Genomic DNA, 26,955 nt, shown 5'->3' with positions numbered 1-26,955 from the left:
GGAAGACAAGCACTATGCCGTCTTTTCGTTTCTTTTCAGAGGAAAAAGCTTAGTGCTGTTGCTTCGGAACGAGCTTGATCAGATGTGTTTCAGGCCGTGCCCCAAGCCTTAAAGGAAGTTTTGTCGTCCCGTAGCCGTTGCTGATCAGGTAGCATGCCTGATGAACCGTTCCCATCCCCCCTTTTTCATACAAGCCAAGCCTGCCGATGCGGATCTGCCCCCCGTGTGTATGTCCGCTGAATACAGCGTCAATTCCATCCGTCTCATGTATTTGATGATGAATCTCCGGATTATGTGAAACTAAAAGAGTCGGTGCATTGCTCTGGAGTCGGCGCACAGCTTCTCTGTAATCGTCCAATTCGAGTCTGATATCGTCGACTCCGCAAATATTGACGGCTTGTCCGTTACGTTCGTAAAGAACCGACTCATTGCGCAAGGCTGTCACGGCGTATTTCTTGAAAATGCTGGTCAATCTTTGCTGATCGACTTCATAATCATTGTTTCCCCATACAAAATACGTTTTTCCCAAACTTGCCAGCCTTTTTATATTTTCTTCAATCGTCGGAAACGGGACGCCGTGCTCCGCCAGGTCGCCTCCGATGACTACGAGGTGAACCCCGTGTTCTTTTACTTCTTGGATGATCTCTGTACTGACTGTCCTCCTGTGAATATCTGAAATAAAAAAGAGGTTCAGCGGTTCTTTGAGGCGTCCGACGGGAAACTCTGCACGCACAACCGTGTTTTCTTTAGCGATAGCAGACATTTTCCAAAGCAAGGCGAAAAAGCAAATCAAAGCTGCAAAAATGAGACTGAGCAAATAGATCATAATCATTCTCCAATCTTGTTTTCTTTCTTCATAAGACGGCTGACGAAAAAAGACGTTTCTTTTCACAAGAAAACGTCTTTTAACTTTATTTGCTTTCGAAATAAAGGTTGATGTCATATTGCTGTTTCATTAACTTAAAAACCGTTTCCCGTGATTTCCACATTTCAGGCTGAGGCCATAAATCCGTGCTTTTCTGAATAATCTCACATCTCAGCTTATGATATTCCCCTTCCGCTTTTTCTTCCTTCTTTTTAAAATAATAAGCGGTGCTGTAGGCGAAAGCGGCGGACAATATCCAAAACAGATAAATGGAGTCATTGAGCATTTCGGACAGAAAACCGCTTTGCCCCAGCCCTTTTGCCGCTATAAACAAACAAAACGAAGCCGCGCAAATGATGGCGGCTGCCTGCCATCTGAATGTCTGCCTAGCATAATTTTCATACTTCTGTTTTCTCTTAATTAAGCCGCGAAGCATTTGTCTTGTAGGTTCGTCGGCGAAACGGTCCAGCTGATTAAGCTCGCTCCCCACAGTCCTCACACCTTGTCCTAATTGTTAGTACAATGTATATGTAGATGCGGCCCAAATCATACCATGGGTTAATAAATAGGAATATCCAGCACCTGTCCCGCGTAGACATTGCTGCCGGATAATTGATTGTAATTGCGGATTTTTTCTTCTCCTGACCGGTCCTTATAATATTTCAGTGAGATCCTGAAAAGCGTTTCTTTTTCAGCAACTGTGTGCTTGAGCACCTTTTTCGGCTTCGGTTCGGCGGCTTTTTGCACCGGCGGCGTTGTTTCAGCTACCTTTTTCTTTGTTACAGCAGGCTTTTCCTCAGCTCTATTCGTTTCCTTTTCTTCTGGTTCTTTCTTTTTTTCAGTCTTTTGCCGGGATTCATCCGCTTTTTTTTCCGATTTGCTGCTGTCTTCTTTCGGCTTTTCTTCTTCAAGGGCGGCGGCTGTATGCTGTGAATCTTTCTCTTCTTCAACGGACTGTTCACCGTCTTTTTTTTCATCGAGCACCCCTGTTTCATCCGACTTTTCATAAAACACGTCGTCATATTGTCCAGGGTTAGTATCAGCATCGTTTTGGTTCAGCATATACATGAACACAAGAAAAACGATGATCGGGATGAAAAAAAACATGACAGCAAGCGATGTAAACAAAGGGTTTCTGTTTTTATTCTTGCTGTTTTTCTTTTTTTCACGATATGACTGTCTGGAAGGGAGCTCATCTTCAGCCTGCTCCGGCTCTTTCGGAACCTCCCAGTCGAATTCAGCGCGGGCTTTCTCCTCCCCCTGCTCCTTTTTCTTCCTCTCTATCCTGGACATCTCCGCCATGTGAACTCCTCCTTACGTGTTGAAAACGAATCTGGCACGCGAATACCACATCAATCAAAAAATGAGCCGTGACAGGCACGAATAAATTATGAGTCTGCTGAAAGCTCAGTCCGAGCAGAAAACTGATCGAAACAACCATTGCAAAAAGCAGCCACTTTTTTAAATAACGAAAATGCAAAATCGCGAAAATGATGCTCGCAGTCCAAATGCCGAAATGGGTCTGGATGACGCCTCTAAACAATATTTCTTCGGCAAATGCTATAAAAAGGGTAAGGAACAGGATATGCGGGTATGACCGATTGCGAAATAGCTTTTCATTAATCCCTTCATCGTCATACATATGCCGGGGAACCCATTTCATCACTGCCAGATCAATCAAAATGACAAGAGCCGATAACGGCACCCCATAAGTCAGGATGTTCGGGTCGAACCCATTCCAAAGCGAGAAAAAACCGCCGATATCATCAAATAAAAAGATTCCCAACAGCAGCGCTAAAACGAGCATCAAAGCTTGTGAAGCATATAGCTGTTTCAACATTTCCCTGTCTGACAGCCGTTTAATGATTTCAGTTTGTTTTTTCAGCATAAACGATCACGGCCGGCGGCGAATATCGCATCCAATTCTTCTTCCCAGGCTGTCAATTCATTCATAAATGGGCGGTCTCCTTTAGTTTCGTATGCATCAAGATCTAAACCGCAATATGTACAGCAAGCTGCACCGCTGTTTTTTCGGGGCTTTAGCTCTTCATTAAAATAAGCCAGCAGGCCTCTGCGGAAGCATCCTTCGCTTTCGGTGATGGACGCGAAGCCGGCCATCTTTTTTAATTTCAGGTGTTTTCGGCTGTCCATTTCCCGATAGATGAGCTCTCTTCCGTCATCACCTAAATGATGAACCTTTAAGTAAAGGTGTACAAAATGGCGGGCCTGTGTTTCTGATAGGCCTGACTGCTGAAGAATGTCCCTTAAAGCGCGTTCATCCTTCACATCGGCAAGCTTTTCATATAAAAAGTCAATATCGTGTTGACTAAGGGCTTCCGTTTGAATCAGCTGCTCCTGAATGCCTTCATCTCCTGGAGCTTTCAGGAGGATGCTGATGCTCTGCTGTCCGTCCCGGCCTGCGCGGCCGATTTCCTGCATATAGGCCTCTGCGGTCTGCGGGAGGTTGAAATGAATCACATACCTGACATCCGGCTTATCGACCCCCATTCCAAAGGCATTTGTACAGCAGACCGCATCTAGCTGATTACGGATGAACTGCTGCTGGATCAGCATCCTGTCGCCAGATTCCATCCCCCCGTGATAAAAGCCCGTTCTCAGCCTTGTCTCTTCGGTGAGCCTCTCAGCCAGCTCTTCAGTCCATTTTCTCGTCGGACAATAGACAAGGCCCGGCCCTTGGAGTTTGCGAACCAGTTCAATCAGCCTTTCCGTTTTTGCAGCTGTATCCCGGAGATTTTCAATATGAAGGGCGATATTCGGGCGATCAACAGAATAGATGAAATAACTGGCTTCCGCAAGCCCGAGCATTTGGGATATATCCTTTAATGTCGCTTCTGTTGCCGTCGCTGTAAGCGCCAGTGTGGGCGGATTGCCGAGAAGCGCTTTGATCTCGCCGAGCTTCGAATAATCGGGTCTGAAGTCATGTCCCCATTGCGAAATACAGTGGGCTTCATCAACGACAAAAAGGCTGACTTTAATCGTCTGAAGACGTTTGATGATCTGTTCAGACTGAAGTGCTTCAGGTGAAATGTAAAGAAATTTAAGACGGTGAAGCTGTTTTAAAATATAGTCTCTTTCTTGATACGTCAAGACGCTGTTATACGCGGCCGTCCTTTTTTCGCCCCGCATCTTCAGCTGCTGCACCTGATCTTCCATTAAAGAAAGCAGCGGGGAAACAATCAAAACCGTTCCGTCTGTCAAAAATCCCGGAAGCTGGTAACATAATGATTTCCCCCCTCCTGTCGGAAGCATCGCCACCGTATCCCGCCCCTCAAGAACGCTTTTCATAATCGTTTCCTGACCTTTTTTAAACGAACTGTATCCGAAATGGCGGCGGAGGGCCTGATGAAGTTTATCCATGCCGGCTCACCGTTTTCGACAGGGCCAGACGGATCTTGAAATAGCTGTATTTATCCCCGAGGCCTTCTTTAATATGTCTGATTTTATTGGTTTGGTTGGTTTTTGCATAATCGGCAATGATTTTCTGCTCCTCTTTTGAAACATATCTTTCAATGGAAAAAGCCGGCTCACGGATCGCGATTTCCACTATATGATCCTCGATCGTCGCCGTTTTCAGATTTCTGATTTCTGCAATCCGGTCAATTGATTTGCCATCTTTGATGAGAAGCAGCGTTTTTCTCGTCGATTGCGTCAGCGCATCTTGAAAAGACATATCATGAATCAGCGTTTGCAATATCGGACTCTCACCATTTTGGGCGGATTGAATAAAATAGTGCAGCACATCCCAAAACAACGCATATATGTACCATTCATCCCGATGCATTTTTTCCGCAAGCTGTTTAAATGTAAAGCCTGCTTTTCTGGCTGATGTCAGAGAATGTACAAAAACTGAAGCCTGTTCATCATCGTTCAATGCCGACAGCCTTTCTTTCAGTTCTTTGTGGAAGCGCGCAGCCATTTCTTCAGTATTCCGGCTTCTCAAGTAGTGTCTGACCCAGTTTTGAATCTGGTAATCTTTTGTGATCGGCAAATAAGCGCGCTCACGATATCGTCTGTTTGAGAGCACCTGAAGCAAAAGAGACATCCTCCCCCACATGATTTTAGCGGCTGCCTGATAATATGCGCCGTGAAAGTGCTTGGGCCATGGATGCATGCTGAAGCAGCGGGCCAGCTCTTGTTGACCGCTTTCAGTCACGGCATAAGCGTCAGTCCCTGTTTTTTCGGCAATAAAAGATTTCTGCTTCAACTTTTGAACACTGCTGTTCAATTGGTCTCTTGAAAGGGACGGACTAAAGCCGAAATACTTTGAGACAGCAAATAAACCGGCGTCTTGTATCGTCTGTGACGACCTTTTCCCTTTTAATAAATGGAACACGGCGCTCGGCGACCGCTCTCCTCTCATTGAAGAAAGGATGTCCAGCACAACGGCGTCAAAAAAATAAACCGACATAGCATCACCTGCATTCTTTTAGGCCAACATTCGATATTTTTCTTCTTTTTATTTTAACAGATTTTGCGGAGAAATCGATGTTTAAAGTCATTTAAAAGGGGTATGTTAGCAGTAGAACCCTTATGTGATAAGCATTCTCAATATTTTTGAGTTGAAATGTCAGATTAACACCATTACAATAAGGAATGGGAATAGGTTTCATATCGGATAGATAGAGGGTTAAACCATTTGTTCCAACGAAGAACAATCTGGGAGGTTTTTTATTCATGCCAAAATATACAATTGTAGACAAAGATACGTGCATCGCGTGCGGAGCTTGTGGTGCAGCGGCTCCTGATATTTACGACTATGACGACGAAGGAATCGCGTTTGTCACCCTTGATGACAATCAAGGTGTCGTAGAAGTTCCTGACGTCTTGGAAGAAGATATGATGGACGCGTTTGAAGGCTGTCCTACCGATTCGATTAAAGTTGCGGATGAGCCGTTCGAAGGCGACCCGCTTAAACACGAATAGAGAAAAGAAAAATCCGGCACATCGTCTGCCGGATTTTTTTACGGGGAAAGCCCGGCGAGGAAAACGCCGGGCTTTCTTACTCTTTATATTTGTTTGGCCATGCGTACATTTTCTTTCAGCCATGGCTTCAGCTGCAGAAAAATCGGTGTGGACACCAAAGCGACAGCAAAGCCTTTGATAATATTAAATGGCAAGATTCCTGCCAGAATCGTCGTTTTCAGCGCGCCTGCCGATAAAGCCGGAGCATTTAAAAACCAGGTGTAAGCAGGGAGAAACAAAACATAATTGAGAATGCTCATTGAAATGGCCATCACAATTGTCCCTGCAAAAAGAGCTGTGACAAATCCTTTGACAGAATTTGATTTTTTCAGCAATAAAGCGGCCGGCAGGATAAACAAGGTTCCGGCGACAAAGTTCGCCGTCTGGTCGATCGGAACGCCTGAAGCGCTTCCCGCAATGAAATAATTGAGCACATTTTTAACCGCTTCAACGGCAATTCCGGCCCCTGGGCCATACAATATAACAGCAATCAATGCAGGAATGTCGCTGAAGTCGATCTTTAGATATGGAAATGCGCCTAAAATCGGAAAACTTAGCATCATTAAAATAAATGCAATACTGCTCAGCATACTGATGGAGACGAGACGTCTCACTTTGGTGTGTTTCATTGTGTCACTCTCTCCTTTTCGATCACATCTCACGAAAAGAGGAATGGTTCTTCTCCCGTCCTAAACAAAAAGCCCGCTTTTTTACAAAGCGGGGCAGTTTAGCAGACAGGTCAAATAAACGCTTGAAAAATACGATTTCAAAACGCAAGGAACCTCCATCTTCTCCCATCCAGACTATACTGTCGGCTTCGGAATCGCACCGAATCCTGCCGCGAAAAGCGGCTCGCGGGCTTAGAGCACAGGCTCATCACCGCCGGTAGGGAATTTCACCCTGCCCCGAAGATTGATCTTATATATTTAGATTTTGATATCATTATAAATGAATTGTGAAGAAATGTACAGATTCAAGCTCAGCCTGACAATTTCAGCCGTTTCATGAAGGCGTTTTCTGAAAGCGCGTTTTTTCTCAATGCCAAAAACCGCACATTCACAGTTTTTTCATTTTTAATTTTCGTCTTTTGCGCAAAACTCATTGACACCTTTTATGGAATATGGTAAATTATCAGATATTTATGACGTCTATTTAGGAGGAAATCTTACATGTTTCGAGTATTGGTCTCAGATAAAATGTCAAGCGATGGCCTAAAACCATTAATGGAAGCAGATTTTATTGAAATTATTCAAAAAAATGTAACAGAAGTAGAGGATGAACTGCATACGTTCGATGCTCTCTTGGTAAGAAGCGCCACAAAAGTGACGGAAGAACTGTTTAACAAGATGACCTCATTGAAGATTGTCGCCAGAGCAGGCGTTGGCGTAGACAACATTGATATTGACGAGGCGACAAAACACGGCGTGATTGTCGTAAATGCGCCAAACGGAAATACAATTTCAACAGCTGAGCATACGTTCGCGATGTTCTCATCGTTAATGAGGCATATTCCGCAGGCGAATATCTCAGTCAAGTCAAGGGAATGGAATCGTTCGGCTTATGTCGGTTCAGAGCTTTACGGCAAAACGCTGGGCATTGTCGGAATGGGCCGCATCGGAGGCGAAATTGCCAGCCGCGCAAAAGCGTTCGGAATGACGGTGCACGTATTTGATCCATTCCTGACCCAAGAAAGAGCGAACAAACTGGGCGTCAACGTCAACAGCCTTGAAGAAGTCCTTGCATGCGCGGATATCATTACCGTTCATACTCCGCTGACAAAAGAAACGAAGGGGCTTTTGAACAAGGAAACGATTGCAAAGACAAAAAAAGGTGTACGTCTCGTCAACTGTGCAAGAGGCGGAATCATAGATGAAGCGGCGCTTCTTGATGCGCTTGAAAGCGGACATGTCGCAGGTGCGGCACTGGACGTTTTTGAAGTTGAGCCTCCAGTGGACTCAAAACTGATTGATCACCCGCTGGTCATCGCGACTCCGCATTTAGGAGCTTCGACTAAAGAAGCCCAGCTGAATGTAGCTGCACAGGTTTCTGAAGAAGTCCTTCAGTACGCACAAGGGAATCCGGTGATGTCTGCGATCAACCTTCCGGCCATGACAAAGGACTCTTTCCAAAAAATCCAGCCTTATCATCAGTTTGCCAATACGATCGGAAATCTTGTATCACAGTGCATGAATGAACCGGTTAAAGATGTGGCCATCGGTTATGAAGGCTCCATCGCAAAACTTGAAACATCATTTATTACGAAAAGCCTGTTAGCCGGATTCCTGAAGCCCCGGGTTGCGGCTACAGTTAATGAAGTAAACGCCGGAACCGTTGCAAAAGAACGCGGCATCAGCTTCAGCGAAAAGATTTCTTCCAATGAATCAGGATATGAAAATTGCATTTCCGTTAAAGTAACCGGAGACGTAACAACATTTTCTTTACGGGCAACCTATATTCCTCACTTCGGCGGACGGATTGTCGCTTTAAACGGCTTTGATATCGATTTTTATCCGGCCGGACATCTTGTCTATATCCACCACCAGGATAAACCTGGCGTCATCGGGCATGTGGGTGCGATCCTCGGAGATCACGACGTCAATATTGCAACGATGCAGGTGGGCCGAAAAGAAAAGGGCGGCGAAGCGATCATGATGCTTTCGTTTGACCGTCACCTGGAAGACGACATTGTAAATGAACTGAAAAATATCGCTGATATCGTATCAGTTAAAGTGATCGATCTTCCGTAGAAAGCCGGCGGAACTCGAAGGGAAATACTCTCCTTTCGGGTTCCGTTTTTTATGTACTTCTTTCAGGCGTTTCCCTGATCTTCAATGACTGCTGAGGATAGATCTGCTCCCCTTTCAGACCGTTCCATGCTTGAATATGCTGAACGGTCACACCCATTTTTTCAGCAATTTGATAAAGTGTATCTCCTTTTTGCACAATATAAGTGCCGCGCTTCGCCTGACCGTCATGAAGACGCAAGGTTTGCCCAATGTAAAGATGTGAATCCGCCAATCCGTTCAGATCCATTATTCTTTTTACCGATACTCCGCTCTCTTTGCTGATTTTCCATAAGGTGTCCCCTTGTTTGACAGTTACCGCACGGCCTGTCTCAGCCTCTCCTTTATGAACATGAACTGAGTTTTGCTGAAACGCCTGTTCACTAAAAACCGTCAGCGGATTAATCGCATTTCTTTTATTCTTTGTCCATGATCCTTCATGCATTTCAAAATGCAGATGGGTTCCGGTCGATATTCCGGTATTGCCGATGACTCCGATTTCTTCGCCTTTTTTAACTCGGTCATTCTCCTTTTTCAGACGTTTGCTTAAATGAGCATATACGGTTTCATATCCATTATCATGCTTGATAAAAATCACTTCGCCGTAAGAATCGGATCTATATGATTTACTGACCGTTCCATCGGCTGCTGCCATAACGCTCTCTCCTTCAGGTGCAGCGATATCGAGCCCTCTATGCCTGCCTCCTCTTGTGCCAAACTGATCTGTAATCTCCCCTTTAATCGGCTCGGTCCATTCTGCGGCTGCCGCCTTCGGCACGTTTATCATGAAGGCCGGCGCCGCCATCCATATGATCACTAACAGGAAGTGTAGATGTCTAAGCTGTCTCAAGTTTTCCATATCCTCCTATTACATGCATCTTCGGTAAAAATGTCTCCTTTATGGAGACAGCTTAGTATTCTTCCAAATCAATACATTTTATACATCAAAAAAAGACTCCTGCCCGGAGTCTTTTCTTCATCCTTTTATCGTCATCGGGTTCGGTGCATATGGAACCTGTACAGATTTTGACAAGTCATAGCTTCCGACCTTGTTGGTATTTGCATTTTTAAATTTAACCTTTGTGAAACCAAAGTCTTTGGCTGTCAAGAGCAGACCTTCGACCATCAATATATCTGCGGTTTGATTTTGGATATCCGCTGCGGAAGAAAATCGAATGGTCAGCTCTTTACCTTTCGCCTGAACATCTTGAATCGGCATGTCGCCGGTCATAATAGATTTTAAATGAGAGCCGCTTTCTTCATTTCGCATATCTTTGATCGCTTCTTGTATGTTTTCGTACGATTCGGTTGACGGGGCGAGAAATGGCCTGCCGTCTGAACTTTCATATAAAAAATAGCCTCTTTGTGTCTCATGTATAATCGCCATATCTGCAAGCATTCCGAATGAATCAAAGTCAACATCCTGCTCGCCTTCTTTTGAGACAAAAAATACAGAGTCGTAGGAATCCCATTTAAAGGTTTGATTGATGACTTCCTTGAGCAGTTCGAAGTCCTCGACCGACAGTCCGGGAATTTTCTCATTGACTTGAATCTTCACTTTTTTGCTTTTTTTCTCTTCGTTGAGTTCAACCTGCTGAAGATAAGTGGTGTTGAATGATGTGAACTGGCCGACACCCAGGTCTGTGTAGACGCTGAGCGCGTCTTCAATATCCGTTATGCTGCCGTTTTTCTGAAGGCTAACCGGCACAACGACGGACTTGGATTCGTCGAGAAATGCGAAGGTGATATAGTTGTCTTTCTGCTCGGGCGAGACGACAAAAGTACTTGCTGGTTCTGATCTAGCGGCATCAGCCATCTCCATGCTGCCGCTTTCCAGTTTGCCGTCTGAAGAAATATTCGCATCAGTGCCGTTTTGGGATCTGATTTGTTCGATTAATTGAGGAGTCATCAGCATCAGAAGAAAGAGCACCAAAACCGTCGCAGCAAATGCGCCCGCCCGCTTTTTAGGTGATTTACTTTTTGGTTTTGTGAGAATCAGCTTTTGATAGACCTGATTTGCCGAACGGTTATCCTTAACCGTTGGAAGTTGGCTTAGTAACGCCTTCAGCCGATCTTCGTTCCATTCTGACTTCTTCATTCTTTAGATCCTCCTTCAAAAGCTCCATCTGTTTGCGAAGCACTTTCAGACCGCGGTGCTGAGTGGTTTTCACCTTGCTTTCAGAAAAATGTAAGGCTTTGGCCGTCTCTGTGATGGAGTAGCCTTGAATGAACCGCAAAACAATGACCGATCTTTGGTCAAGCGTACATTTATCAAGCGCCTCAAAGATTTCTTTCAGGTCTTCATGCTGCATCACAATGTCCTCAGGCAGAGGCTCACGGTCTTTTACTTCTTGCTTCTCCCAGTCAAACGTCCCCAAAACCCGCTGGCGGATCGTCTGCTGTTTTCTGAACCAGTCGATTGCAACATGCCGTGCAATCGAAAGCAGCCAGGTTTTTTCGCTGCTTCTGCCTTCAAAAGTTTCATATGAATGCAGAACGCGGATATATACTTCCTGCACCAAGTCCTCTGCCTGGCTTTTATCTTTCACCATGTAAAATAAAAATTGAAATAAATCCTGATGATACCGATCATATATTTTCTGAAAGGTTTCTTCCACCTGAAACCCCTCCGTTCAATTTATTGTCGTTTGTCAATCGTAAAAAGTTACATTACAACTATTACAACTATATTACGGTTATATGAAAATTGGAAGGGAATTTTCCTAAAGTTAAGGTTAAATTTAACTTTGCCATAGCGTAAAAGCACCTGTTCATTTAGAACAGGTGCCAAAGCTTGCAGAGAAACCAAAGTTTCATTACAAGCTATGACTGAATTAGGCTTTTGTTGCTCTCGCGGACAGCATTGTTGATCTTGACAAGCAAATAAAGTTAATACTCCTGAGATTGACTGATTTCCATCGTGCTATGATTTTAAATTCAATTGCCGGCGAAGCTTCTTTGACAGCTTCTGTCTCTTTTCGTCAGTCACAACATGGTACCATAAGCCATCAATTTTTTTATCTTCACCTTGAATTTCTATTTGTTTAACATCCTTAACAGCTTCCTTATAAGAACTTTGAATATCGATCATTTTGTCCAGTGTCAAGTTCGTTTTTACGTTTTTTTCTAATGCCGTTAAAATCTTTTGATAGTTTGTTAATGATTTTAATTGTGCACCTTCATGAATCATTTCGTTGATGATCTCACGCTGACGCTGTTGACGTCCAAAATCACCACGAGGATCGTCTTTTCTCATCCGAGCATATGTAAGAGCAGTCTTACCATCAAGATGTTGTTTCCCTTTTAATAGATGCACGCCTTCAAGAGTGAAATCAATACGATTATTCACCGTGACTCCGCCAACCGCATCTACGATATCTTTAAACCCTTCCATATTTATTTTGATATAATAATTGATGGGAATGTTCAACAATTGTTCTACCGTTTGAACGGTACCTTCAATTCCGCCATAGGTGTATGCCGAATTCATTTTAGAAAAGGTGTTCTTTGATCGGATAAATACCCTGGTATCACGCGGAATACTTGTCATTGTGGTTTTTTTTGTCTTCGGATTAACAGTTATCACAATCATAGAATCCGGGCGGCCTTTATCACCGGGGCGCTCGTCTATCCCTAATAAAAGAATGGATATAGGATCGTGTGAAGCAGCTGTATTCTGCTGCTCGGAATCACGATGAAGAGGTTCGTACATGTTATTTATTGATTTTGCCACGTTACGGTAAATGCCGTAAGAAGCCAAACCGCCACTAGTTATCAATAGAACTAGAACCAGCAATAAAATATTTTTCATTTTTAATTTTCTTTTTCTCATTTTCACTATCCCTTCCTTGTCGATGCTGCTAATATTGCTTTCGCAGTCGAACCCGTTATATTTTCTGATTAGTTCCATCTAAAATGAAGCGGCTTCATCGAATCATTAACTTCTTTCATTTCATATCCGTTTTCTTGAAAGTATTTTAGTAATTTTTCCAAATGCGCCGCCGTCGTCGGTTTTTCATGCATTAATACGACAAGCGGTTCAACTTCGGTAAGGTTATTGACTTGCTGAATCACATTATTGACGAATTGACCATTTGTATTTGCAGACTTCCAGTCCTCTGAATCAACAGTCCAATCCCAAAGGTTAAAATGCTCGCGCTTAATGACTTCTTGAAATGGACCGGTAATGTAAGGCTTTGATCCATAAGGCGATCTGATCAAATTTGTGTTGACGTTGGTCGTTTCTTTGATCGTTTTAAGCGTATCGTTCATTTCCGCTGCAAAGCTTTCGGGAGATTGATAGATTTTCGATACTTGGTGCGTCACACCGTGAGAACCGACGGAGTGACCGCTCTCCACCATTTTCTTCACGATATCCGGATTTTGATCGATATGAGGTTTTAACATAAAAAACGTTGCTTTTGCATGATATTGACTGAGCAAACTTAAGATTTTTTCTGAAGCAGTCGGATTTGGCCCGTCATCAAAAGTCAAATAGACGACCTTTCCGATTTCCGGCGATGTTTGCTTACTTTCCTTTTTCTCTGCTGTATGTTTGCCCGCCAACATCTGCTCTGAAGTGGTGGTGTTTCCTTTTATTGATTCCTGCTTTGAACCTGCAAGTGCATTCCAAGAAATGCATAACAAAGTTACACCCAGGACAATCAACATACCCAACACTATTTTTCCTAGTCCGTTCAATTTATGAACTTTTCTTGGTGAATTTGACACTTTTTCCAACTCCTCAACTGTAGATATCATCACTAGGTTTCTTTTAAACTCCTCACACAAAAATGACAATTTTTCAGTTTTGATGTTTAAAAACAAAGTTCTATAAGAAGGATGCTCTTTTAATATAAAGTGAAGATATCGCAGAAGTTCGACCAACTTGTAAACAAAATGTCACAAAAACAAGGAAAACATCATTTTTCGGGGATCGCAAACAGGGACTTATTACCCTGTAATTCATACTGTGATAGGAATAAACAGAAGAAAATCACGAGGTATAAGAAAAAACCTTATTTCGGTATTTAACTGAAATAAGGTTTTTTCGCCTAAAAATGAACAATCGGTTATTTAAATGCTATGATATAAGCTTGATTATCAAAAAATCGCGCTGAAGCACTCTCCATAGAAGAATGCTGGCTTTGAGCATTAACGAGCAGGCTGTTGCCATCCGGACTCCAATATATTTCTGTTTCTGACGGTATGGTGCCGTGATATACCGGTTCTTCATACAGGATATTTTTTCCTTGAAGCTTACCAGCATAAAGACTGTCCTTATCATGCAAAGAGTAAGCGATTTTCTTTCGGTCATTTGAGAATGTGAAAGTGGCTACTTTTTCGAGCAGAGCAGAAAGCTCTCCGTTTCGGCAATCGTATTCGTACAGTGTTTCCCCGATACCCAGGAATACAAATTGATCATTGTTTAACCAAACAGGCTCGCCAAGGCTGCTCTGGCGCTTGTTCTGAATATTGATGTGATTGCCGCTAATGGTTCCCATCAAGATGCTTTCTTTCTGCCAGGATTTCTGTAACACGGTAAGCAGCAATCCGCGTCCATTCTCAGAGATGTTAACTCCCGTAAGCGAATCTTTCTCGGCAAAATCCTCCAATGGATACGTTTTGAGCGTTCCGGAATCTGTATCGAAAACATGAATGGTAGCGTGACCATCTTTCGCAGCATCTATGACTAGATAGCAAACGTATCTGCTATTATTTGACCATGAAACATCTTGGACATAGACCTCAGTGCTGGAGGTGAAGCTTGCGATTTCCGTTTTTTTCCCGTTTGCCAACGAGATCAGCTTCATTGATGCCTTATTTGATGACACGGTTACCCCGGCGATACTCTTTCCATTTGGAGACATCTTTAGGTTCGACGTATTGCTTTCAATCCCTTTCAGATTTTCAGCTTTTTCATAGGGGGAGGATAGACGCTGAAGACGGTGCGTAGCACGTTCAGGTGTCTCATCTCCCTTTAAAAAACCAACTACGGAGTCCGATGAAGACCATCCAAGCAACTGATCTGCTTTTGGGAGGCGATATATTGTCTTTACTTGAAAAGGGCGGTTCTTCTGAACATTCTCTTCCCTGCTTGGTATTATAATGGTTTCCGAGCGTTTTCCCACATTATAACTGAACACGATCATAACGAGGAACAACAGCGCCCCTGCCCATATCATAAACGGTTTGTTCTTCATCATTTCTCAACCTTTGCGTAAGCTAATTCAACGTGAATCACTGTATAGTTTTCCTTGTAGAACATCTCGATTGTTCCTCCGTGTTCGTCAACAATTGTTTTCACAATGCTTAATCCCAAACCTACACTTCCCTCTTCCTTGATCTTTTGGTTTACCGAATAAAAAGGCTGGAACATCTTAGAATGTTGGGTATTTGCAAATGGAGCACTCGGATTCTTGAACGTAAAAAGAACTTTTTCTCCAACGATCCCGGCCTTAATGTTGATTTCCGAATGAGATAAGCTGTATTTGATCGTATTGTCAAGCAGATTGATAAAAAGTTGGCGCAGCCGGTTCACCTGACCGTGAACGTACAGGTCTTCTTCAATCTCACAGGTGATCCTTTTCTTATACCGTTCTGCCCGAAACTTCATCGATTCGCATACATCTTTTAAAATTTCTCCTGCGTCGATCCTGTCAAATTGATCATCCTTGGACGTTTCCCGGGATACTTCAAGAAGTTTGATCACCAAATTGTGCAGGCGTCGACTTTCTTCAACAATGTGATTCATTCCTTTATCAAAAAATGTCTGATCCGATTCCCCTTTTTCTTTGATGATTTCAGCATATCCTTGAATGGAAGTCAGAGGTGTTTTTAGCTCATGCGTCATATTGTCAAAAAATCGTTTTTCTTGTTCGTTAAGTTCCTTTAACCGATCCCGATCACTTTCGATGGTTGAAATTTGATCTCTAATTCTGTGAATCATATCATTGAAATTGACGGCAAGCTGACCGATCTCATCTTTTCTGCGAAAGTGGATCTCCACATCCAACTCGCCCTTTTTGACTTGTGAGGAGGCCTCTGTCAGCTTGATGAGCGGAATCGTGATATGTCTGGAGAGTATATAGGAGAAGAGGAACGCCGCCACAAATATGGCAAGTGCGATATAAAACACAATATCCAGAATCTCACCGCTTTGCTGATATAGCAGGTTAAAATCTTTAGAAAAACGTAATATGCCCACTTTTGTACCTTCAATGACAACTGGATATGAGAAAAACACCTCTGCCTTATTTCTATCATAGGTGATATGATAGGCAGTCTTTCCTTTGATAGCCTGTTTAAGATCATCGTCACTCCCTCCGGAAAACACCTTCTTATCAGAAGAAGACAGCAAAGCGCCATCCACGGTATAAACACTTACATTGCTTCCTGTGGAGTGTTTTAAATTATCTACCATTTCATCGGCCATATCGCCGAAATAAAGCTCATTGTTTTTATAATGATTGATTAAAAATGCTTGGTTTACATACACGATACTGTTTTTTTTCAGTTCGTCTAAATCCGAGGTCACAATTTTTTCATTACTCGACCAAATGATGTTCTTTACCGTGTGATTGAGCACAAGGAAAGAGAGAGAAAAAATCAGAAAAAAGCCAACAATAAATTTACCCTTGATGGTTCGTAACACTCTCTACTCCTCCTGCTTCTCGAATTTATATCCGATACCAAAAACCGTTGTAATCAAATCGCTTGCATCAAGCTTTTTACGGAGTCTTTGAATATGGGTATCAACTGTACGGGTGTCACCGAAAAAATCGTATCCCCAGATGAATTCCAAAAGCTCTGAACGCGTAAAGATTTTCCCCCGATGGTCAATCAAAGTCATAAGGAGATCAAATTCTTTAGGAGTCAATTCGACGGTCATCCCGTCTTTTTTTACCAGCCTTTCACCTGGAACAATCACAATATTTTTAAACCGGATAACATCCTCCTTTGCCGTTCCCCGCTCGTTCAAATGATGAGCTTGTTCCAGACGCCGAAGTATCGTGCGAATTCTAGCCACAACTTCGCGCAGATCAAATGGCTTTGTAATATAATCATCCGCCCCGAATTCCAATCCAAGTACTTTATCAGTGATATCTGACTTTGCTGTGATCATAAGTATAGGAATATTATAGATCTCGGTCACCTTTTTACAAATATCCAATCCGCTGCAATCCGGCAGCATCCAATCAAGCAGCAGAAGATCGGGTTTGAATTGATCTAATTTACTCATTCCCAGAGCCCCGCTAGTCACAGTACATGTTTGAAAACCTTCCGCCGTAAGCCCGTATGAAAGCAAATCAGCAATTGGTTCATCATCTTCAATAATAAGTATTTTGGTTTTAGCCATAAAAAAATCACTCATTCCCTATTTCATGCTTATATTTATCTCGATACCTCTTCGGTTTCCCACTGTGGATTTGCTATAGAGACTATTCATAAATTCAGGTCACACAACACCCAACTTGCACGACCATAGTCTTTCGTTTGATGGCTTTCAAGCGATTCATTCACTCTCGTAAAATAAGGAAAGCAACTTTTTCATCAATAAGGGCATGGCCACCAAACGAGAAATTAGAATTCACATCGCATCATCACTTTAAAGACTATCACCGCTTAAAGGTTTAGAAACCCTAGTACCTTCTATAGCTTACCAGAATGAGAACAACCATTTCCATATCGCAGTTTTCACTATGATAAATTGCCGCGGTGACCCAACAGGCGTAAGTTTGCTGAACAATTCTCCATACACTTCCCCTTGATCTTTGAAGTTCATCCGATTCAATATCTTTTTTGAAAATTGACATCGTACTTCCCTGTTTCAACTCTTTTAACGGCAATTTAGGTCTAAACGTTTCAGGGGACAGCAAAATATTACAAATTGGTTGCATTTGCTCAAATGACTGAGCACCTGTTCTAAATGAACAGGTGCTCTCTGTTTCTTATGGAACAATATTCTTCGTCAAATTTGGCCAGCATCTTGCTTTTTTCTTGGAATATAGAACGTAAAGGTCGTCCCCTCATTCAATCTGCTGTGGACCGTAATCGAACCGTTATGCGCATCGACTATGTTTTTGACGATAGCTAGTCCGAGGCCTGTTCCGCCTTTCCCTCTAGTTCTTGCTTTGTCGGCTTTGTAAAAACGTTCAAAGATAAATGGAAGGTCTTCTTCCGGTATTCCGCTTCCAGAGTCTTTTACAGCGGCCTTCAATCCGCTTTCGGCAGACTGCACTTCAATATGAACGGTGCCTTTTGCATTTGTATGACGGATCGCGTTGTCAATCAGGTTGGTCAGAACCTGCTCCATCTTGTCGGGGTCAAACACAAATTGTGCTTCCTTTAGATCGAGGTTGTGCGAGAGTGTGATGTCTTTGTCTCCCGCCACTCCATAAAACTTTCTGAATACCCTTTCGAAAAATTCACGGAGCTCCACTGTTTCAACGTTTAAGGAAATATGACCGGCTTCCATTCTGGCAAGGTCGAGCAAGTCGTTCACCAATCTGCCCATTCTTAATGATTCATCATAAATCACCTGGGCGATCTCCTTTTTTTCTTCCTCTGTGCTTGCGATATCGTCTACGATGGCTTCGCTATATCCTTGGAGCATTGAAATCGGCGTTCTCAGCTCATGGCTGACATTCGCGATAAAATCTTTTCTCAGCTTATCGAGCCGCCTTTCTTCCGTCATGTCCCTCAAGACGGCGACCGCTCCGCGAACGTGTGACTGATTGTAAAGAGGGCTCATCAAGAGCACCCAGGTTCTGCCCTGCAAAGTCATTTCAATTATCTGTTCTTTCTCTGTGCTGACAGTGTTTTGAAAAAGCTCCCTCGCTTCAGGCGGCAGTTCATTTCCCTCTTTTACATTCATGTTCTGCTCATAATACCACGCCTGTAAAAAACGTTCGGCAGGAGGGTTTGTCACTAGAATCGTGCCATCGATATTGATGGTGATCACACCGTCCGCCATACTGCTTAAAATATTTGATAAATGCTCTTTTTCCTGATTTAAAGCCGTAATATGAAACTTCAGCTGACGTCCCATTTGGTTGAAAGCAATCGCAAGCTCCCCGATCTCATCCTGGGTTAAAATCGGAATTTTCGTATCAAACTTTCCTTTCGCCAAATCTTGTGCCCCCTCCCGCATTTTTCTGAGCGGGTAGGTGATCCGGCTTGACAGGAAGAAAGCGAAGATCGTCGTTAAGACAATAGCGATGGCCGCAGCAAAGAGGATATACCTCGTCGTGTGCTGTGTCGTATCCTTGACGGCAAGAAGCGATTGGGAAATAAATACCATCCCCTTATCTTCGCCCTTTCCGTAAGGAACCCCGACAATCAGCTGATCGTTTTTTTGGTTTTTCAGAGCCGTCATCTTTTGCACCTTTTCATGATTGGCCAGCGCTTCGTTCAAATCCGAATCCTGTTTGATTTCTTCTAAGGTGATGGAAGACAGCTTTTGATTCTGGTGCGGCGAATACCAGTATTCGTCGTCATTTTTAATAATGGCCATGGTCGTCAGCTCATCCGCAAGCTCCCATGTGATCGACCTGGCCACTTCCTGATCTTTGTGGTTTTCCACAATGACGGCCACTTTGTCGGCGAGCTTAGTCAAATCAGCCTCCGCTTCATCAACATGATAGTTTTCAATGAATTCAAGCAGGAAAACAGTCAGAATAAATAAAACAAATGAAACTAAGAGAAGAATGGTAAACCATAGTTTACCAACGACGCTCTTCCAAAACTTCATTCGTTTCCAACCTCAAATTTGTAACCGACACCCCAGACTGTTACGATTTTTTTCGCCGCTTTCGGAGAGACCTTGTTCAGTTTTTCACGTAAACGTTTGACATGGGTGTCGACCGTTCTTAAATCCCCGAAAAACTCGTATTGCCAAACTTCCTTGAGCAGCTTTTCACGATCGTATACTTTATCAGGTGTTTTAGCCAAAAAGTAAAGAAGTTCGTATTCTTTCGGCGTCAGGCTGACCTCAGTTCCGTCTGCCATGACTCTGTGGGCATCATGATCAATTGATAAATGAGAAAAAACAAGGACGTTCTTTGCCGTTGTATCTGTATTCAAGTAAGAGGTTTGCGATGACCTTCTTAAGAGCGCCTTAACCCTCAGCACCACTTCCCTTGGACTGAAAGGCTTTACAATGTAGTCGTCTGTACCGACTTCAAATCCCTGCACCCGGTTCGCTTCTTCTCCTTTTGCCGTCAGCATAATGATCGGAGTGGCTTTTTTATCTCTTACTTGGCGGCACACTTCAACGCCGTCCGTTCCCGGCATCATCAAATCAAGAAGGATCAAATCATAGTGATTGCCAAGAGCTTTATCAATGGCTTCATCTCCGTTCTCGGCTTCTTCAATCAAATAATTCTCTCTTTCAAGATACATTTTCAATAGACGTCTGATTCTTGCCTCATCATCTACTACTAATATTTTTGTCTCTTTTGTCTGTTCCATCGTAAACCTCCTGAATTGAATCTTCTTACATTCATTTTATTAGAAAAATTATCGTAATCCAAGCTGAGATTTCCCTTTCCGTTATTTAACATCTGAAAATCCGGAAGGCTCAGGAATCCGCCCTGAACCTTCCCACCCAGGGGATCACGCATAGGAATGAAGCCCTGCGATCACAAGGTTTACAAAAATGAGATTGAACATAATAATGGCAAAGCCGATGACAGCAAGCCATGCCGATTTTTCACCGTGCCAGCCTCGTGAAAGCCTGAGATGCAGGTAGGCGGCGTAAAATAAAAAGGTAATCAGCGCCCATACTTCTTTCGGGTCCCAGCCCCAGAACCTCGTCCAGGCGAGCTGCGCCCAAATCATCGCAAAGATAAGCGCGCCCAGCGTGAATACCGGAAAGCCGATGGAAACAGAACGGTAGCCTATTTCATCGACAAGGTCGAGATTCACGTTTTTCACCAGCGGCTGCAACAGGGCGCTGACTCGCTTTCTGATGATCAATCTGATCATGCCGTAAAGCAAGACTCCGACAGCGAACGACCAAAGCACGGTATTTAATTTCCGGCCGGAAAAAACAGGCGGCACATTGAATAGCGGCTCCATTTTTCCCTCTGTCAAAAGTTCTCCTTTGTTCGGCCCGATGAGTGCGGGAAGCTCGTAAATCATGACATCTTCCTGGTCGTTTTTATCGATCCACTTGAACTGCGCCTCATAGCCGCCGATTCTGAACGCGGTGGTCACGAGAATAAAGGCAAGTGTTGTCACGAGCATAAACATGACAAATTCAAGCCAAAACGTTTTTTTGCCCGGTTTTGATTGATCCACATGCTTGAGCAGAAAGATAACCCCGGTGACAAAACTGATGGCGAGTATCGCCTGACCGAGCGCTGCCGTTGTCACATGAATATACAGCCAGTTGCTTTGCAGCGATGGAATCAATGGTGAAATATCGGTCGGAAACATGCTGGCATACGCGATTAAAAGCAGTACAACAGGCAGTGTAAACAGCCCCAGCGCGGACAGTTTGTAAATGAAATAGATGATGATGAACGCAAAAACGAGCATCATGCTGAATGCCGTTGTAAATTCAAAGAGATTGCTGACCGGAGCATGCCCTGATGCGATCCATCTCGCAATAAAGTATCCGATCTGGCAAACAAACCCGCAGACCGTGATCAAAACGGCGATCGACGCCCACCTGTTTTTCTTTTTGCGGTCTGAAACCCTGCCTCTGATTGAGCCGCCAAAAAAGAAAACCGCTGCGAGATACAAAAGAAATGCCGCGTACAATAAATTGCCGCTAAGCTCTGCCATGAAAACCCCTCCCTGTGATGGCGCTTATTTTTTTTCCTTCAACAGTTCTTTTTGATCGGCCGGTTCGGATATTCCCGTGTCCGCCAGTACTGTCTGCAAGTCTTTTTTCAGTCCATACCAGTTTTTGTTCGTATGCCCGGCAGCGAGCACATGACCGTCTTGAGACCTGAACCAAATCCTTCTATGGTGCCAATACATTCCTTGGATGACCCCGATCATAAAAATGGCGCCGCCGACCATGAGCACCCACAGCGTCAAATCTTTTCTGACCGTAAGCCCTGAGATGTTCTTCGTTTCAACATGATCAAACTTCATTTTGTATTTGTTGTTATCAGAGCCTTCTATCGTCTCCTGAATTGCCACAAAGCTTTTTTCCCCTTTAGGCTTGTCAGGTGCTGTTATCTGAAAAACAAAGGCCGGATTGTTTGGATTTCTCGTTTTCGTGCTCGGCTCTCCGTCTTGATTAAAATAAAAATCCGGCAGGTAGCTTGCAAGATGAACCTTGTAACCGTTGCCAAGATCATAGTCCGATTTCGGCTCCAAAAGGTCGATCGACACCTTGCCGAACGATTTGCCGCCGTCTTTTTCGATCAGCTGAAACACCATCTTGTCGAGCTCGCCTTCCTTGTAACTCACCTGATAGAGCGTAAAGGAATTGAATTTCAGCGGATCATTGACTTTGATCGTGCTGTTTTCAACTTTCTTTAATTCAGGCGCTTCACCGGGCAGGCTGTTGTTTTTTCTTTCATAAAGTTCAACATCTGTCTGAAACATTTTCGCAACCATTCCATCACCGGCTTTGTTGATGGCCTCTGAAAATACTTCTTTTTCATTTTCACTGTTATACATGTCCTTCTTGAACCGGTTGTTTTTCAAGTAGTAATGCCCGTCCGTCCCCGGAATGGGCGCGGTTTCCCCTTCCCTGATCCAAAGGGTTTCATCAACATACATACCCGGAACAAACCGGAGCATGACGCCGATCAGGAATATAATCAGCCCGATATGATTAACATAAGGGCCCCACCTCGAAAAACGGCCTTTTTCAGCAAACAGATGGCCGTTTTCTTCTTTTACGCGGTAGCGCTTTTTTTTCAGCCTTTCGGTGATTTGTGTTCTGATGCCTTCAGGCATTTCCGTTTCCGTCCGGCTGAACAGCCTCTGCCTCTCCAAAAAGTTCGGATTTCGGGTGACGCCCTGATTTTTCAGCGCCCTGTACAGCGGAACGACCCGGTCAAGGCTGCAAATCACCAGCGAGGCGCCGATTGAAGCAACCAGAATAATAAACCACCATGAGCCGTAAAGATTGTGAAATCCAAGAGTATAATAGATTTGACCCATCAGTCCGTATTGTTCTTTGTAATATGTATCAGCCTGCGCGCCCGGCGGCAGGAACATTTCCTGCGGAAAAATCGTGCCGAAAGCAGATGCTGTCAGCGTAATCACGATCAGCCAGACGCCGACCTTGACAGACGAGAAAAAGTTCCAGATTTTATCTACAATCGTTTTATTGTATGTTTGAGAGCGTCTTGCGCTTCCGTCATATCGCATATCAAGGAGTTTGGCGTCCTGTTTTTGCAGCGGCTTTCCGCAAGATTCGCACAGAACGGTTCCCGCCGGATTCGCATGTCCGCATTCGCATTTGATTTCTTTCATCATGACGACCCCTCAGGCTTGATCATCTTCATATAATCATGGATCATACGCTCCGTCATTGTCCCTGTAATCACTTTCACAATCTCGCCTTCTGAATTAATCAAAAACGTTGTCGGAAGCTGTATGGTGTCATACGCATCCAGCACCTGCCTGTCTTTATCAAGCACCACCGGAAAATTGACGCCGTGCGCCTTCATAAAGTTGCGAACAGCGAGGTTTGATTCCCCGACATTGACAGCGACGATTTCAACTCCTTGATCCTTAAACTCCTTATATTGATTCGCCATATAAGGAAATTCCTTTTTGCATGGCTCACACCATGTCCCCCAAAAGTTTAAAAATACCCCTTTGCCTTTTAGTTCGTCCAGCTTGAGACGGTTTCCGTCAACATCCTCAAGCGAAAAATTGGGAGCTTTCTCTCCCACCGCTGCGCTTTCTGTGTTTTGAAATACTGCGCTGTAAAGCGTATAGCCAAGCGCCGCCAGCAAAACAAGGAGAATGCCTGTCCGAATGTAAAAACGCTTTTTCTTCATATTCCGCCCCCTCATTTAGACACTCAGTATTATTATAGCATCTTGAGAACAGCAGTCATTTTTCTTTTTTTGAAGGTTGTGTGAAAATTTAGAAAGCATGTTTGCCGTGTTCTGCCATAGCTCTGAGCCTTTTCACTTCATGCGGCGTCAGCTCTCTCTTTTCTCCCGTTTTCAGCCCCCCTAGGTTCAAAAAAGCATACTCTTCCCTTTTCAGTTTCAGCACTTCATGGCCGATCGCTTCAAACATTCTCCGCACTTGGCGGTTGCGTCCTTCATGAATGGTCATTTGCACGATGCTCGTTTGCTTTTTCTTATCCAGTGAGAGCAGTTTCACTTTTGCCGGAGCTGTTTTTCCTTCCTCAAGATGCAGGCCCCGCTCCAGTTTTTTTAAGCTTTCTTTTGCAGGAATGCCTTTTAGCTTTGCCACATACCTTTTGTCAATCTGATATTTCGGGTGCATCAGCTTATTGGCAAAATCCCCGTCATTCGTTAAAAGAAGCAGTCCGCTCGTATCATAGTCGAGCCGTCCGATCGGATAAATCCGCTGCGGAATCTCTTTAAAAAAGTCTGTGACCACTTTACGGCCTTTATCATCTTTTACTGCGGAAATCACGCCTCTCGGCTTATAAAGAAGAAAGTAAACAGGTTCCTCGCTTTCAAGCTGGATTCCGTTCACTTCAATCCGGTCTGAGCTCGCCACTTTGACGCCCAGCTCTCTGACTGTTTTGCCATTGACCGTGACTTTTCCTTCTTTTATCAGCTCTTCCGCCTTTCTTCTCGATGCAATCCCTGCGTGGGCGATCACTTTTTGAAGTCGTTCCATTTCTTTCACCTCATGTATTATCTTACTTTTTTCCAAACCAACAAACAAGCATTCATACGGCCTGTATGTTTGAAAAGCAGAACTCCGCCCTTAAATGTATCCTTTCTTGCCCCAAAAGTAAAACAGTTTTAGCAGAAAAGCAAAAAAGCACCCTTTCAGGCGCTTCCAAACAATAATGTAACGATAATAACAGACGCGATAATCCCCGCTAAGTCGGCAAGCAGTCCCACCTTTAAAGCATCCCCCATTTTTTTAATTCCAACCGCCCCAAAATAGACGGTCAGAACATAAAGGGTCGTGTCTGTCGATCCCTGCATGACAGAAGCCAGCCGGCCGATAAAAGAATCCGGTCCGTAAACGGCGATCAAATCGGTCGTCATGCCGAGCGCAGCCGTTCCCGAAATCGGCCGGATCAGAGCAAGAGGAACAACTTCTGTCGGCAGGCCGATGGCTGAAAATGCCGGCTTTAAAAGATCCATAAAAAAATCGAGCGCTCCTGAGGACCGAAAGACTGTGATCGCCACGAGCATTCCGACTAAGTAGGGGATGATGGAAAACGCAATTTGGATTCCTTCTTTTCCTCCCTCAACAAAAGCTTCATAAGTCGGAACTTTTTTAAATGTGCCGTATAAAAGAATCGAGGCGATAATAAACGGGATAAGGGCTAAAGAAAGCCAATTGATGAATTCCAAATGCTCACCCCTTCTTTTTTCTTCTATAATAAAAATATCTGTCAATCAAGATGGCGAAGATTCCTGAGATCAGCGTCGCCAAAATCGTCGGCCCGACGATATCTGTGGGCGATTTTGCATCATATGTCATTCTGACCGCGATCACCGTTGTCGGAATAAGCGTGATGCTTGAAGTATTGACCGCTAAAAAAGTGATCATCGAACGGCTGGCCTCGGTACGGTTTTGATTGAGCGACTTCATTTGTTCCATCGCTTTAATGCCGAGCGGTGTCGCCGCATTTCCAAGCCCGAAAAAATTGGCCATTAAATTGGATAAGATGTACCCCATCGCCGGATGGTCAGGCGGAATCTCAGGGAACAGCCTCGATATGAACGGACGGCACATCCGGCTGAATTTGTCCAGCAGCCCGGACTGCTCGGCTATTTTCATCAGCCCAAGCCAAAACACAAGGACACTCATCAGTCCGATCGCGATCGTGACCGCCTCTTTCGCTCCTTTAAAAACAGCCTCGTTTACTTCCTGAACCGTTCCGTTAAAAAGCGCAAAAACAAGACCGATGACTGTTAAGGCAACCCAGATTATATTGACCATACTGAACCGCCCGACGCTTTTTTAAATACAGATTTAAAGGTCTCCAAAAACGATTTTTTCGGCTTTTTGTTTCGTTCATTTTCATAATACACCGGCAGATCGGCAATCGTTTTTCCGCCTAGCATCACCTTCAAGTTACCGATGATGTCCGGAATCGCTTTTTCGTTTTTCCGCCATGATTTCTTCGGCTTCAGAAGCTCTATGTCAATCTTCACCTCTTCTTTTTCCTCATCGTTTAATAAATAGGTGATATCCCGTTTAATAAAAGCTTTGTTTCCGTAAAAAGAATCTTTCAATTTGGGAATGTCGCCTTTTTTGGCAATGACATAGGTTTTATAGTGTTCATATACATAATTGAACATATTGATGTGATCATTCCAATCGTCGGGAGCATTGATCGTGACCGCGATCAGATCTGTTCCGTCTTTAGATGAAGTAGACACGAGCGTACGCTTTGCAAGCTTTGTATATCCCGTCTTCCCCCCTGTACTGTACCGGTATAGGCCTGTTAAGAGCTTGTTTTTATTTTTCCAGATTCCCTGCATCGTTTCAGCTTTATAGCGCTTTGTTCCGGCAATTTTTCGATATGTCTGATTTGTCATCGCATACTTCGTCAAAAGCGCCATGTCATATGCTGTTGAATAAAGTTCTTTATGGTCATCAAGGCCGTGGGGATTATGAAACATCGTGTTTTCCATGCCGAGATCGGCTGCTTTTTGATTCATCATATAAACAAAGCCTTCAAGGCTCCCGCCGACATGTTCGGCAATCGCCACAGCTGCATCATTTCCCGACCTTAGCATCAAACCGTATACAAGGTCTTTGAGCTTTACCTTTTGCCCGCTTTTCAAATAAACGGAAGATCCTTCGGTCCCTGCTGCCCTACCGCTGACCGTCACCGTCTCTTCCAATTTCCCCGATTCCACAGCCAAAATGGCCGTCATGATCTTCGTGATGCTTGCAATGCGCCGCTTTTCATGTTCATCTTTTGCAAATAAAACCCTGCCGGAATGGCCGTCAATGACGATCGCACTTCTTGCGCTGACACTGATAAAGGGCTCTGCTTTCACGATTTGAAAAGAAGAGAAGAAAAGAACAAAAATGATGATTACTGGTGCAGCTCGTTTTAGAAAGCGCATTTTCTCACGTCCTTGTTGTTGTTTGTACAAGTTTATGCGCTTGTCTTATCGTTATGAACATCAATTATGCCATTTCAGAAAAGCGATACATAAAAAAACT

The 26,955-nt window shown here is 43.8% G+C and carries 26 protein-coding genes and 1 riboswitch; of the genes, 2 read left to right on the top strand and 24 right to left on the bottom strand.

Features of this window, described 5'->3' with window-relative positions:
- Positions 1–49: 49 nt before the first annotated feature.
- From BTA30_RS02420 to BTA30_RS02395, 6 genes are all read right to left on the bottom strand, one after another.
- Positions 50–826, bottom strand: a complete 777-nt coding sequence (locus BTA30_RS02420) for a metallophosphoesterase (protein ID WP_076758995.1) — start codon at positions 824–826, stop codon at positions 50–52.
- An 85-nt stretch (positions 827–911) separates the two neighbouring features.
- Entirely contained in the window at positions 912–1,355 is a 444-nt protein-coding gene (locus BTA30_RS02415; RefSeq protein ID WP_076758795.1) for a YpbF family protein, read from the bottom strand.
- A 68-nt stretch (positions 1,356–1,423) separates the two neighbouring features.
- Positions 1,424–2,167, bottom strand: a complete 744-nt coding sequence (locus BTA30_RS02410) for a LysM peptidoglycan-binding domain-containing protein (RefSeq protein ID WP_076758793.1) — start codon at positions 2,165–2,167, stop codon at positions 1,424–1,426.
- Positions 2,103–2,753: a CPBP family intramembrane glutamic endopeptidase gene (locus BTA30_RS02405; RefSeq protein WP_076758790.1), complete on the bottom strand. Its 651-nt coding sequence runs from the start codon at positions 2,751–2,753 to the stop codon at positions 2,103–2,105. Before BTA30_RS02405 ends, BTA30_RS02410 begins: the two co-directional genes overlap by 65 nt.
- Entirely contained in the window at positions 2,747–4,243 is a 1,497-nt protein-coding gene (locus tag BTA30_RS02400) for a RecQ family ATP-dependent DNA helicase (RefSeq protein WP_076758787.1), read from the bottom strand. The genes BTA30_RS02405 and BTA30_RS02400 overlap by 7 nt, the downstream gene beginning before the upstream one ends.
- Positions 4,236–5,294, bottom strand: coding sequence for a YpbB family protein (locus BTA30_RS02395; protein WP_076758784.1), 1,059 nt, complete (start codon positions 5,292–5,294; stop codon positions 4,236–4,238). The genes BTA30_RS02400 and BTA30_RS02395 overlap by 8 nt, the downstream gene beginning before the upstream one ends.
- 266 nt (positions 5,295–5,560) lie before the next feature.
- Here BTA30_RS02395 and BTA30_RS02390 point away from each other — a divergent pair, with 266 nt between their 5' ends.
- A complete protein-coding gene (locus tag BTA30_RS02390) occupies positions 5,561–5,809 on the top strand; it encodes a ferredoxin (RefSeq protein WP_003183064.1) in 249 nt (82 codons plus the stop codon).
- Positions 5,810–5,892: 83 nt separating this feature from the next.
- Here BTA30_RS02390 and BTA30_RS02385 read toward each other — a convergent pair whose 3' ends face one another.
- Complete coding sequence (locus tag BTA30_RS02385; RefSeq protein ID WP_076758781.1) at positions 5,893–6,477, bottom strand: ECF transporter S component; 585 nt, start codon at positions 6,475–6,477, stop codon at positions 5,893–5,895.
- Between the two features lie 153 nt (positions 6,478–6,630).
- Positions 6,631–6,765: riboswitch (FMN riboswitch) on the bottom strand.
- A 252-nt stretch (positions 6,766–7,017) separates the two neighbouring features.
- On the opposite strand from BTA30_RS02385, the gene serA reads away from it, so the two are divergent.
- Positions 7,018–8,595 (top strand): phosphoglycerate dehydrogenase, encoded by a 1,578-nt coding sequence (gene serA, locus BTA30_RS02380; RefSeq protein ID WP_076758778.1) that lies wholly within the window; start codon positions 7,018–7,020, stop codon positions 8,593–8,595.
- Between the two features lie 49 nt (positions 8,596–8,644).
- Here serA and BTA30_RS02375 read toward each other — a convergent pair whose 3' ends face one another.
- From BTA30_RS02375 to BTA30_RS02295, 17 genes are all read right to left on the bottom strand, one after another.
- A complete protein-coding gene (locus BTA30_RS02375; protein WP_076758994.1) occupies positions 8,645–9,481 on the bottom strand; it encodes a M23 family metallopeptidase in 837 nt (278 codons plus the stop codon).
- A 126-nt stretch (positions 9,482–9,607) separates the two neighbouring features.
- A complete protein-coding gene (locus BTA30_RS02370; protein WP_076758775.1) occupies positions 9,608–10,729 on the bottom strand; it encodes an RsiX family anti-sigma factor in 1,122 nt (373 codons plus the stop codon).
- Positions 10,665–11,249: an RNA polymerase sigma factor SigX gene (sigX, locus tag BTA30_RS02365; RefSeq protein ID WP_076758772.1), complete on the bottom strand. Its 585-nt coding sequence runs from the start codon at positions 11,247–11,249 to the stop codon at positions 10,665–10,667. Before sigX ends, BTA30_RS02370 begins: the two co-directional genes overlap by 65 nt.
- 305 nt (positions 11,250–11,554) lie before the next feature.
- A complete protein-coding gene (locus BTA30_RS02360) occupies positions 11,555–12,472 on the bottom strand; it encodes an LCP family glycopolymer transferase (protein WP_076758992.1) in 918 nt (305 codons plus the stop codon).
- Between the two features lie 59 nt (positions 12,473–12,531).
- Complete coding sequence (locus tag BTA30_RS02355; protein ID WP_076758769.1) at positions 12,532–13,362, bottom strand: polysaccharide deacetylase family protein; 831 nt, start codon at positions 13,360–13,362, stop codon at positions 12,532–12,534.
- A 341-nt stretch (positions 13,363–13,703) separates the two neighbouring features.
- On the bottom strand, positions 13,704–14,837 hold the full coding sequence (locus BTA30_RS02350; RefSeq protein WP_076758766.1) for a WD40 repeat domain-containing protein: 1,134 nt from the start codon (positions 14,835–14,837) through the stop codon (positions 13,704–13,706).
- Complete coding sequence (locus tag BTA30_RS02345; protein ID WP_076758763.1) at positions 14,834–16,285, bottom strand: HAMP domain-containing sensor histidine kinase; 1,452 nt, start codon at positions 16,283–16,285, stop codon at positions 14,834–14,836. Before BTA30_RS02345 ends, BTA30_RS02350 begins: the two co-directional genes overlap by 4 nt.
- Positions 16,286–16,288: 3 nt before the next feature.
- Positions 16,289–16,990: a response regulator transcription factor gene (locus BTA30_RS02340; protein WP_076758990.1), complete on the bottom strand. Its 702-nt coding sequence runs from the start codon at positions 16,988–16,990 to the stop codon at positions 16,289–16,291.
- 612 nt (positions 16,991–17,602) lie between these two features.
- Complete coding sequence (locus tag BTA30_RS02335) at positions 17,603–19,384, bottom strand: ATP-binding protein (RefSeq protein ID WP_076758760.1); 1,782 nt, start codon at positions 19,382–19,384, stop codon at positions 17,603–17,605.
- Positions 19,381–20,103, bottom strand: a complete 723-nt coding sequence (locus BTA30_RS02330) for a response regulator transcription factor (RefSeq protein WP_076758757.1) — start codon at positions 20,101–20,103, stop codon at positions 19,381–19,383. The genes BTA30_RS02335 and BTA30_RS02330 overlap by 4 nt, the downstream gene beginning before the upstream one ends.
- 144 nt (positions 20,104–20,247) lie before the next feature.
- Positions 20,248–21,423: a c-type cytochrome biogenesis protein CcsB gene (gene ccsB, locus BTA30_RS02325; protein WP_076758754.1), complete on the bottom strand. Its 1,176-nt coding sequence runs from the start codon at positions 21,421–21,423 to the stop codon at positions 20,248–20,250.
- A 24-nt stretch (positions 21,424–21,447) separates the two neighbouring features.
- A complete protein-coding gene (gene resB, locus BTA30_RS02320) occupies positions 21,448–23,076 on the bottom strand; it encodes a cytochrome c biogenesis protein ResB (protein ID WP_076758751.1) in 1,629 nt (542 codons plus the stop codon).
- Positions 23,076–23,609: a thiol-disulfide oxidoreductase ResA gene (gene resA, locus BTA30_RS02315; protein ID WP_076758749.1), complete on the bottom strand. Its 534-nt coding sequence runs from the start codon at positions 23,607–23,609 to the stop codon at positions 23,076–23,078. Before resA ends, resB begins: the two co-directional genes overlap by 1 nt.
- 88 nt (positions 23,610–23,697) lie before the next feature.
- On the bottom strand, positions 23,698–24,432 hold the full coding sequence (gene rluB / locus BTA30_RS02310) for a 23S rRNA pseudouridine(2605) synthase RluB (protein WP_076758746.1): 735 nt from the start codon (positions 24,430–24,432) through the stop codon (positions 23,698–23,700).
- A gap of 155 nt (positions 24,433–24,587) precedes the next feature.
- Positions 24,588–25,124 carry a spore maturation protein gene (locus BTA30_RS02305; protein WP_076758742.1) on the bottom strand — a complete coding sequence of 179 codons (537 nt, stop codon included), beginning with the start codon at positions 25,122–25,124 and terminating at the stop codon, positions 24,588–24,590.
- A 4-nt stretch (positions 25,125–25,128) separates the two neighbouring features.
- Positions 25,129–25,716: a nucleoside recognition domain-containing protein gene (locus BTA30_RS02300; protein ID WP_076758739.1), complete on the bottom strand. Its 588-nt coding sequence runs from the start codon at positions 25,714–25,716 to the stop codon at positions 25,129–25,131.
- A complete protein-coding gene (locus tag BTA30_RS02295) occupies positions 25,704–26,855 on the bottom strand; it encodes a D-alanyl-D-alanine carboxypeptidase family protein (RefSeq protein ID WP_076758736.1) in 1,152 nt (383 codons plus the stop codon). The genes BTA30_RS02300 and BTA30_RS02295 overlap by 13 nt, the downstream gene beginning before the upstream one ends.
- Between the last annotated feature and the right edge of the window lie 100 nt (positions 26,856–26,955).

Source organism: Bacillus swezeyi, assembly GCF_001969815.1.
Taxonomy (GTDB): domain Bacteria; phylum Bacillota; class Bacilli; order Bacillales; family Bacillaceae; genus Bacillus; species Bacillus swezeyi.
The sequence above is the reverse complement of the archived record's forward strand: the minus strand, read 5'-3'. Positions and strand labels throughout refer to the sequence as shown.

What these genes read in the sequence shown, in the direction of transcription:
- BTA30_RS02405 (WP_076758790.1), bottom strand. Translation starts at nt 2,753, where the DNA reads ATGCTGAAAAAACAAACTGAAATCATTAAACGGCTGTCAGACAGGGAA.
- rluB (WP_076758746.1), bottom strand. Translation starts at nt 24,432, where the DNA reads ATGGAACGACTTCAAAAAGTGATCGCCCACGCAGGGATTGCATCGAGA.
- BTA30_RS02395 (WP_076758784.1), bottom strand. Translation starts at nt 5,294, where the DNA reads ATGTCGGTTTATTTTTTTGACGCCGTTGTGCTGGACATCCTTTCTTCA.
- BTA30_RS02370 (WP_076758775.1), bottom strand. Translation starts at nt 10,729, where the DNA reads ATGAAGAAGTCAGAATGGAACGAAGATCGGCTGAAGGCGTTACTAAGC.
- BTA30_RS02400 (WP_076758787.1), bottom strand. Translation starts at nt 4,243, where the DNA reads ATGGATAAACTTCATCAGGCCCTCCGCCGCCATTTCGGATACAGTTCG.
- BTA30_RS02350 (WP_076758766.1), bottom strand. Translation starts at nt 14,837, where the DNA reads ATGATGAAGAACAAACCGTTTATGATATGGGCAGGGGCGCTGTTGTTC.
- BTA30_RS02330 (WP_076758757.1), bottom strand. Translation starts at nt 20,103, where the DNA reads ATGGAACAGACAAAAGAGACAAAAATATTAGTAGTAGATGATGAGGCA.
- resB (WP_076758751.1), bottom strand. Translation starts at nt 23,076, where the DNA reads ATGAAAGAAATCAAATGCGAATGCGGACATGCGAATCCGGCGGGAACC.
- ccsB (WP_076758754.1), bottom strand. Translation starts at nt 21,423, where the DNA reads ATGGCAGAGCTTAGCGGCAATTTATTGTACGCGGCATTTCTTTTGTAT.
- BTA30_RS02335 (WP_076758760.1), bottom strand. Translation starts at nt 19,384, where the DNA reads ATGAAGTTTTGGAAGAGCGTCGTTGGTAAACTATGGTTTACCATTCTT.
- BTA30_RS02390 (WP_003183064.1), top strand. Translation starts at nt 5,561, where the DNA reads ATGCCAAAATATACAATTGTAGACAAAGATACGTGCATCGCGTGCGGA.
- resA (WP_076758749.1), bottom strand. Translation starts at nt 23,609, where the DNA reads ATGAAGAAAAAGCGTTTTTACATTCGGACAGGCATTCTCCTTGTTTTG.
- BTA30_RS02295 (WP_076758736.1), bottom strand. Translation starts at nt 26,855, where the DNA reads ATGCGCTTTCTAAAACGAGCTGCACCAGTAATCATCATTTTTGTTCTT.
- serA (WP_076758778.1), top strand. Translation starts at nt 7,018, where the DNA reads ATGTTTCGAGTATTGGTCTCAGATAAAATGTCAAGCGATGGCCTAAAA.
- BTA30_RS02385 (WP_076758781.1), bottom strand. Translation starts at nt 6,477, where the DNA reads ATGAAACACACCAAAGTGAGACGTCTCGTCTCCATCAGTATGCTGAGC.
- BTA30_RS02420 (WP_076758995.1), bottom strand. Translation starts at nt 826, where the DNA reads ATGATCTATTTGCTCAGTCTCATTTTTGCAGCTTTGATTTGCTTTTTC.
- BTA30_RS02340 (WP_076758990.1), bottom strand. Translation starts at nt 16,990, where the DNA reads ATGGCTAAAACCAAAATACTTATTATTGAAGATGATGAACCAATTGCT.
- BTA30_RS02300 (WP_076758739.1), bottom strand. Translation starts at nt 25,716, where the DNA reads ATGGTCAATATAATCTGGGTTGCCTTAACAGTCATCGGTCTTGTTTTT.
- BTA30_RS02410 (WP_076758793.1), bottom strand. Translation starts at nt 2,167, where the DNA reads ATGGCGGAGATGTCCAGGATAGAGAGGAAGAAAAAGGAGCAGGGGGAG.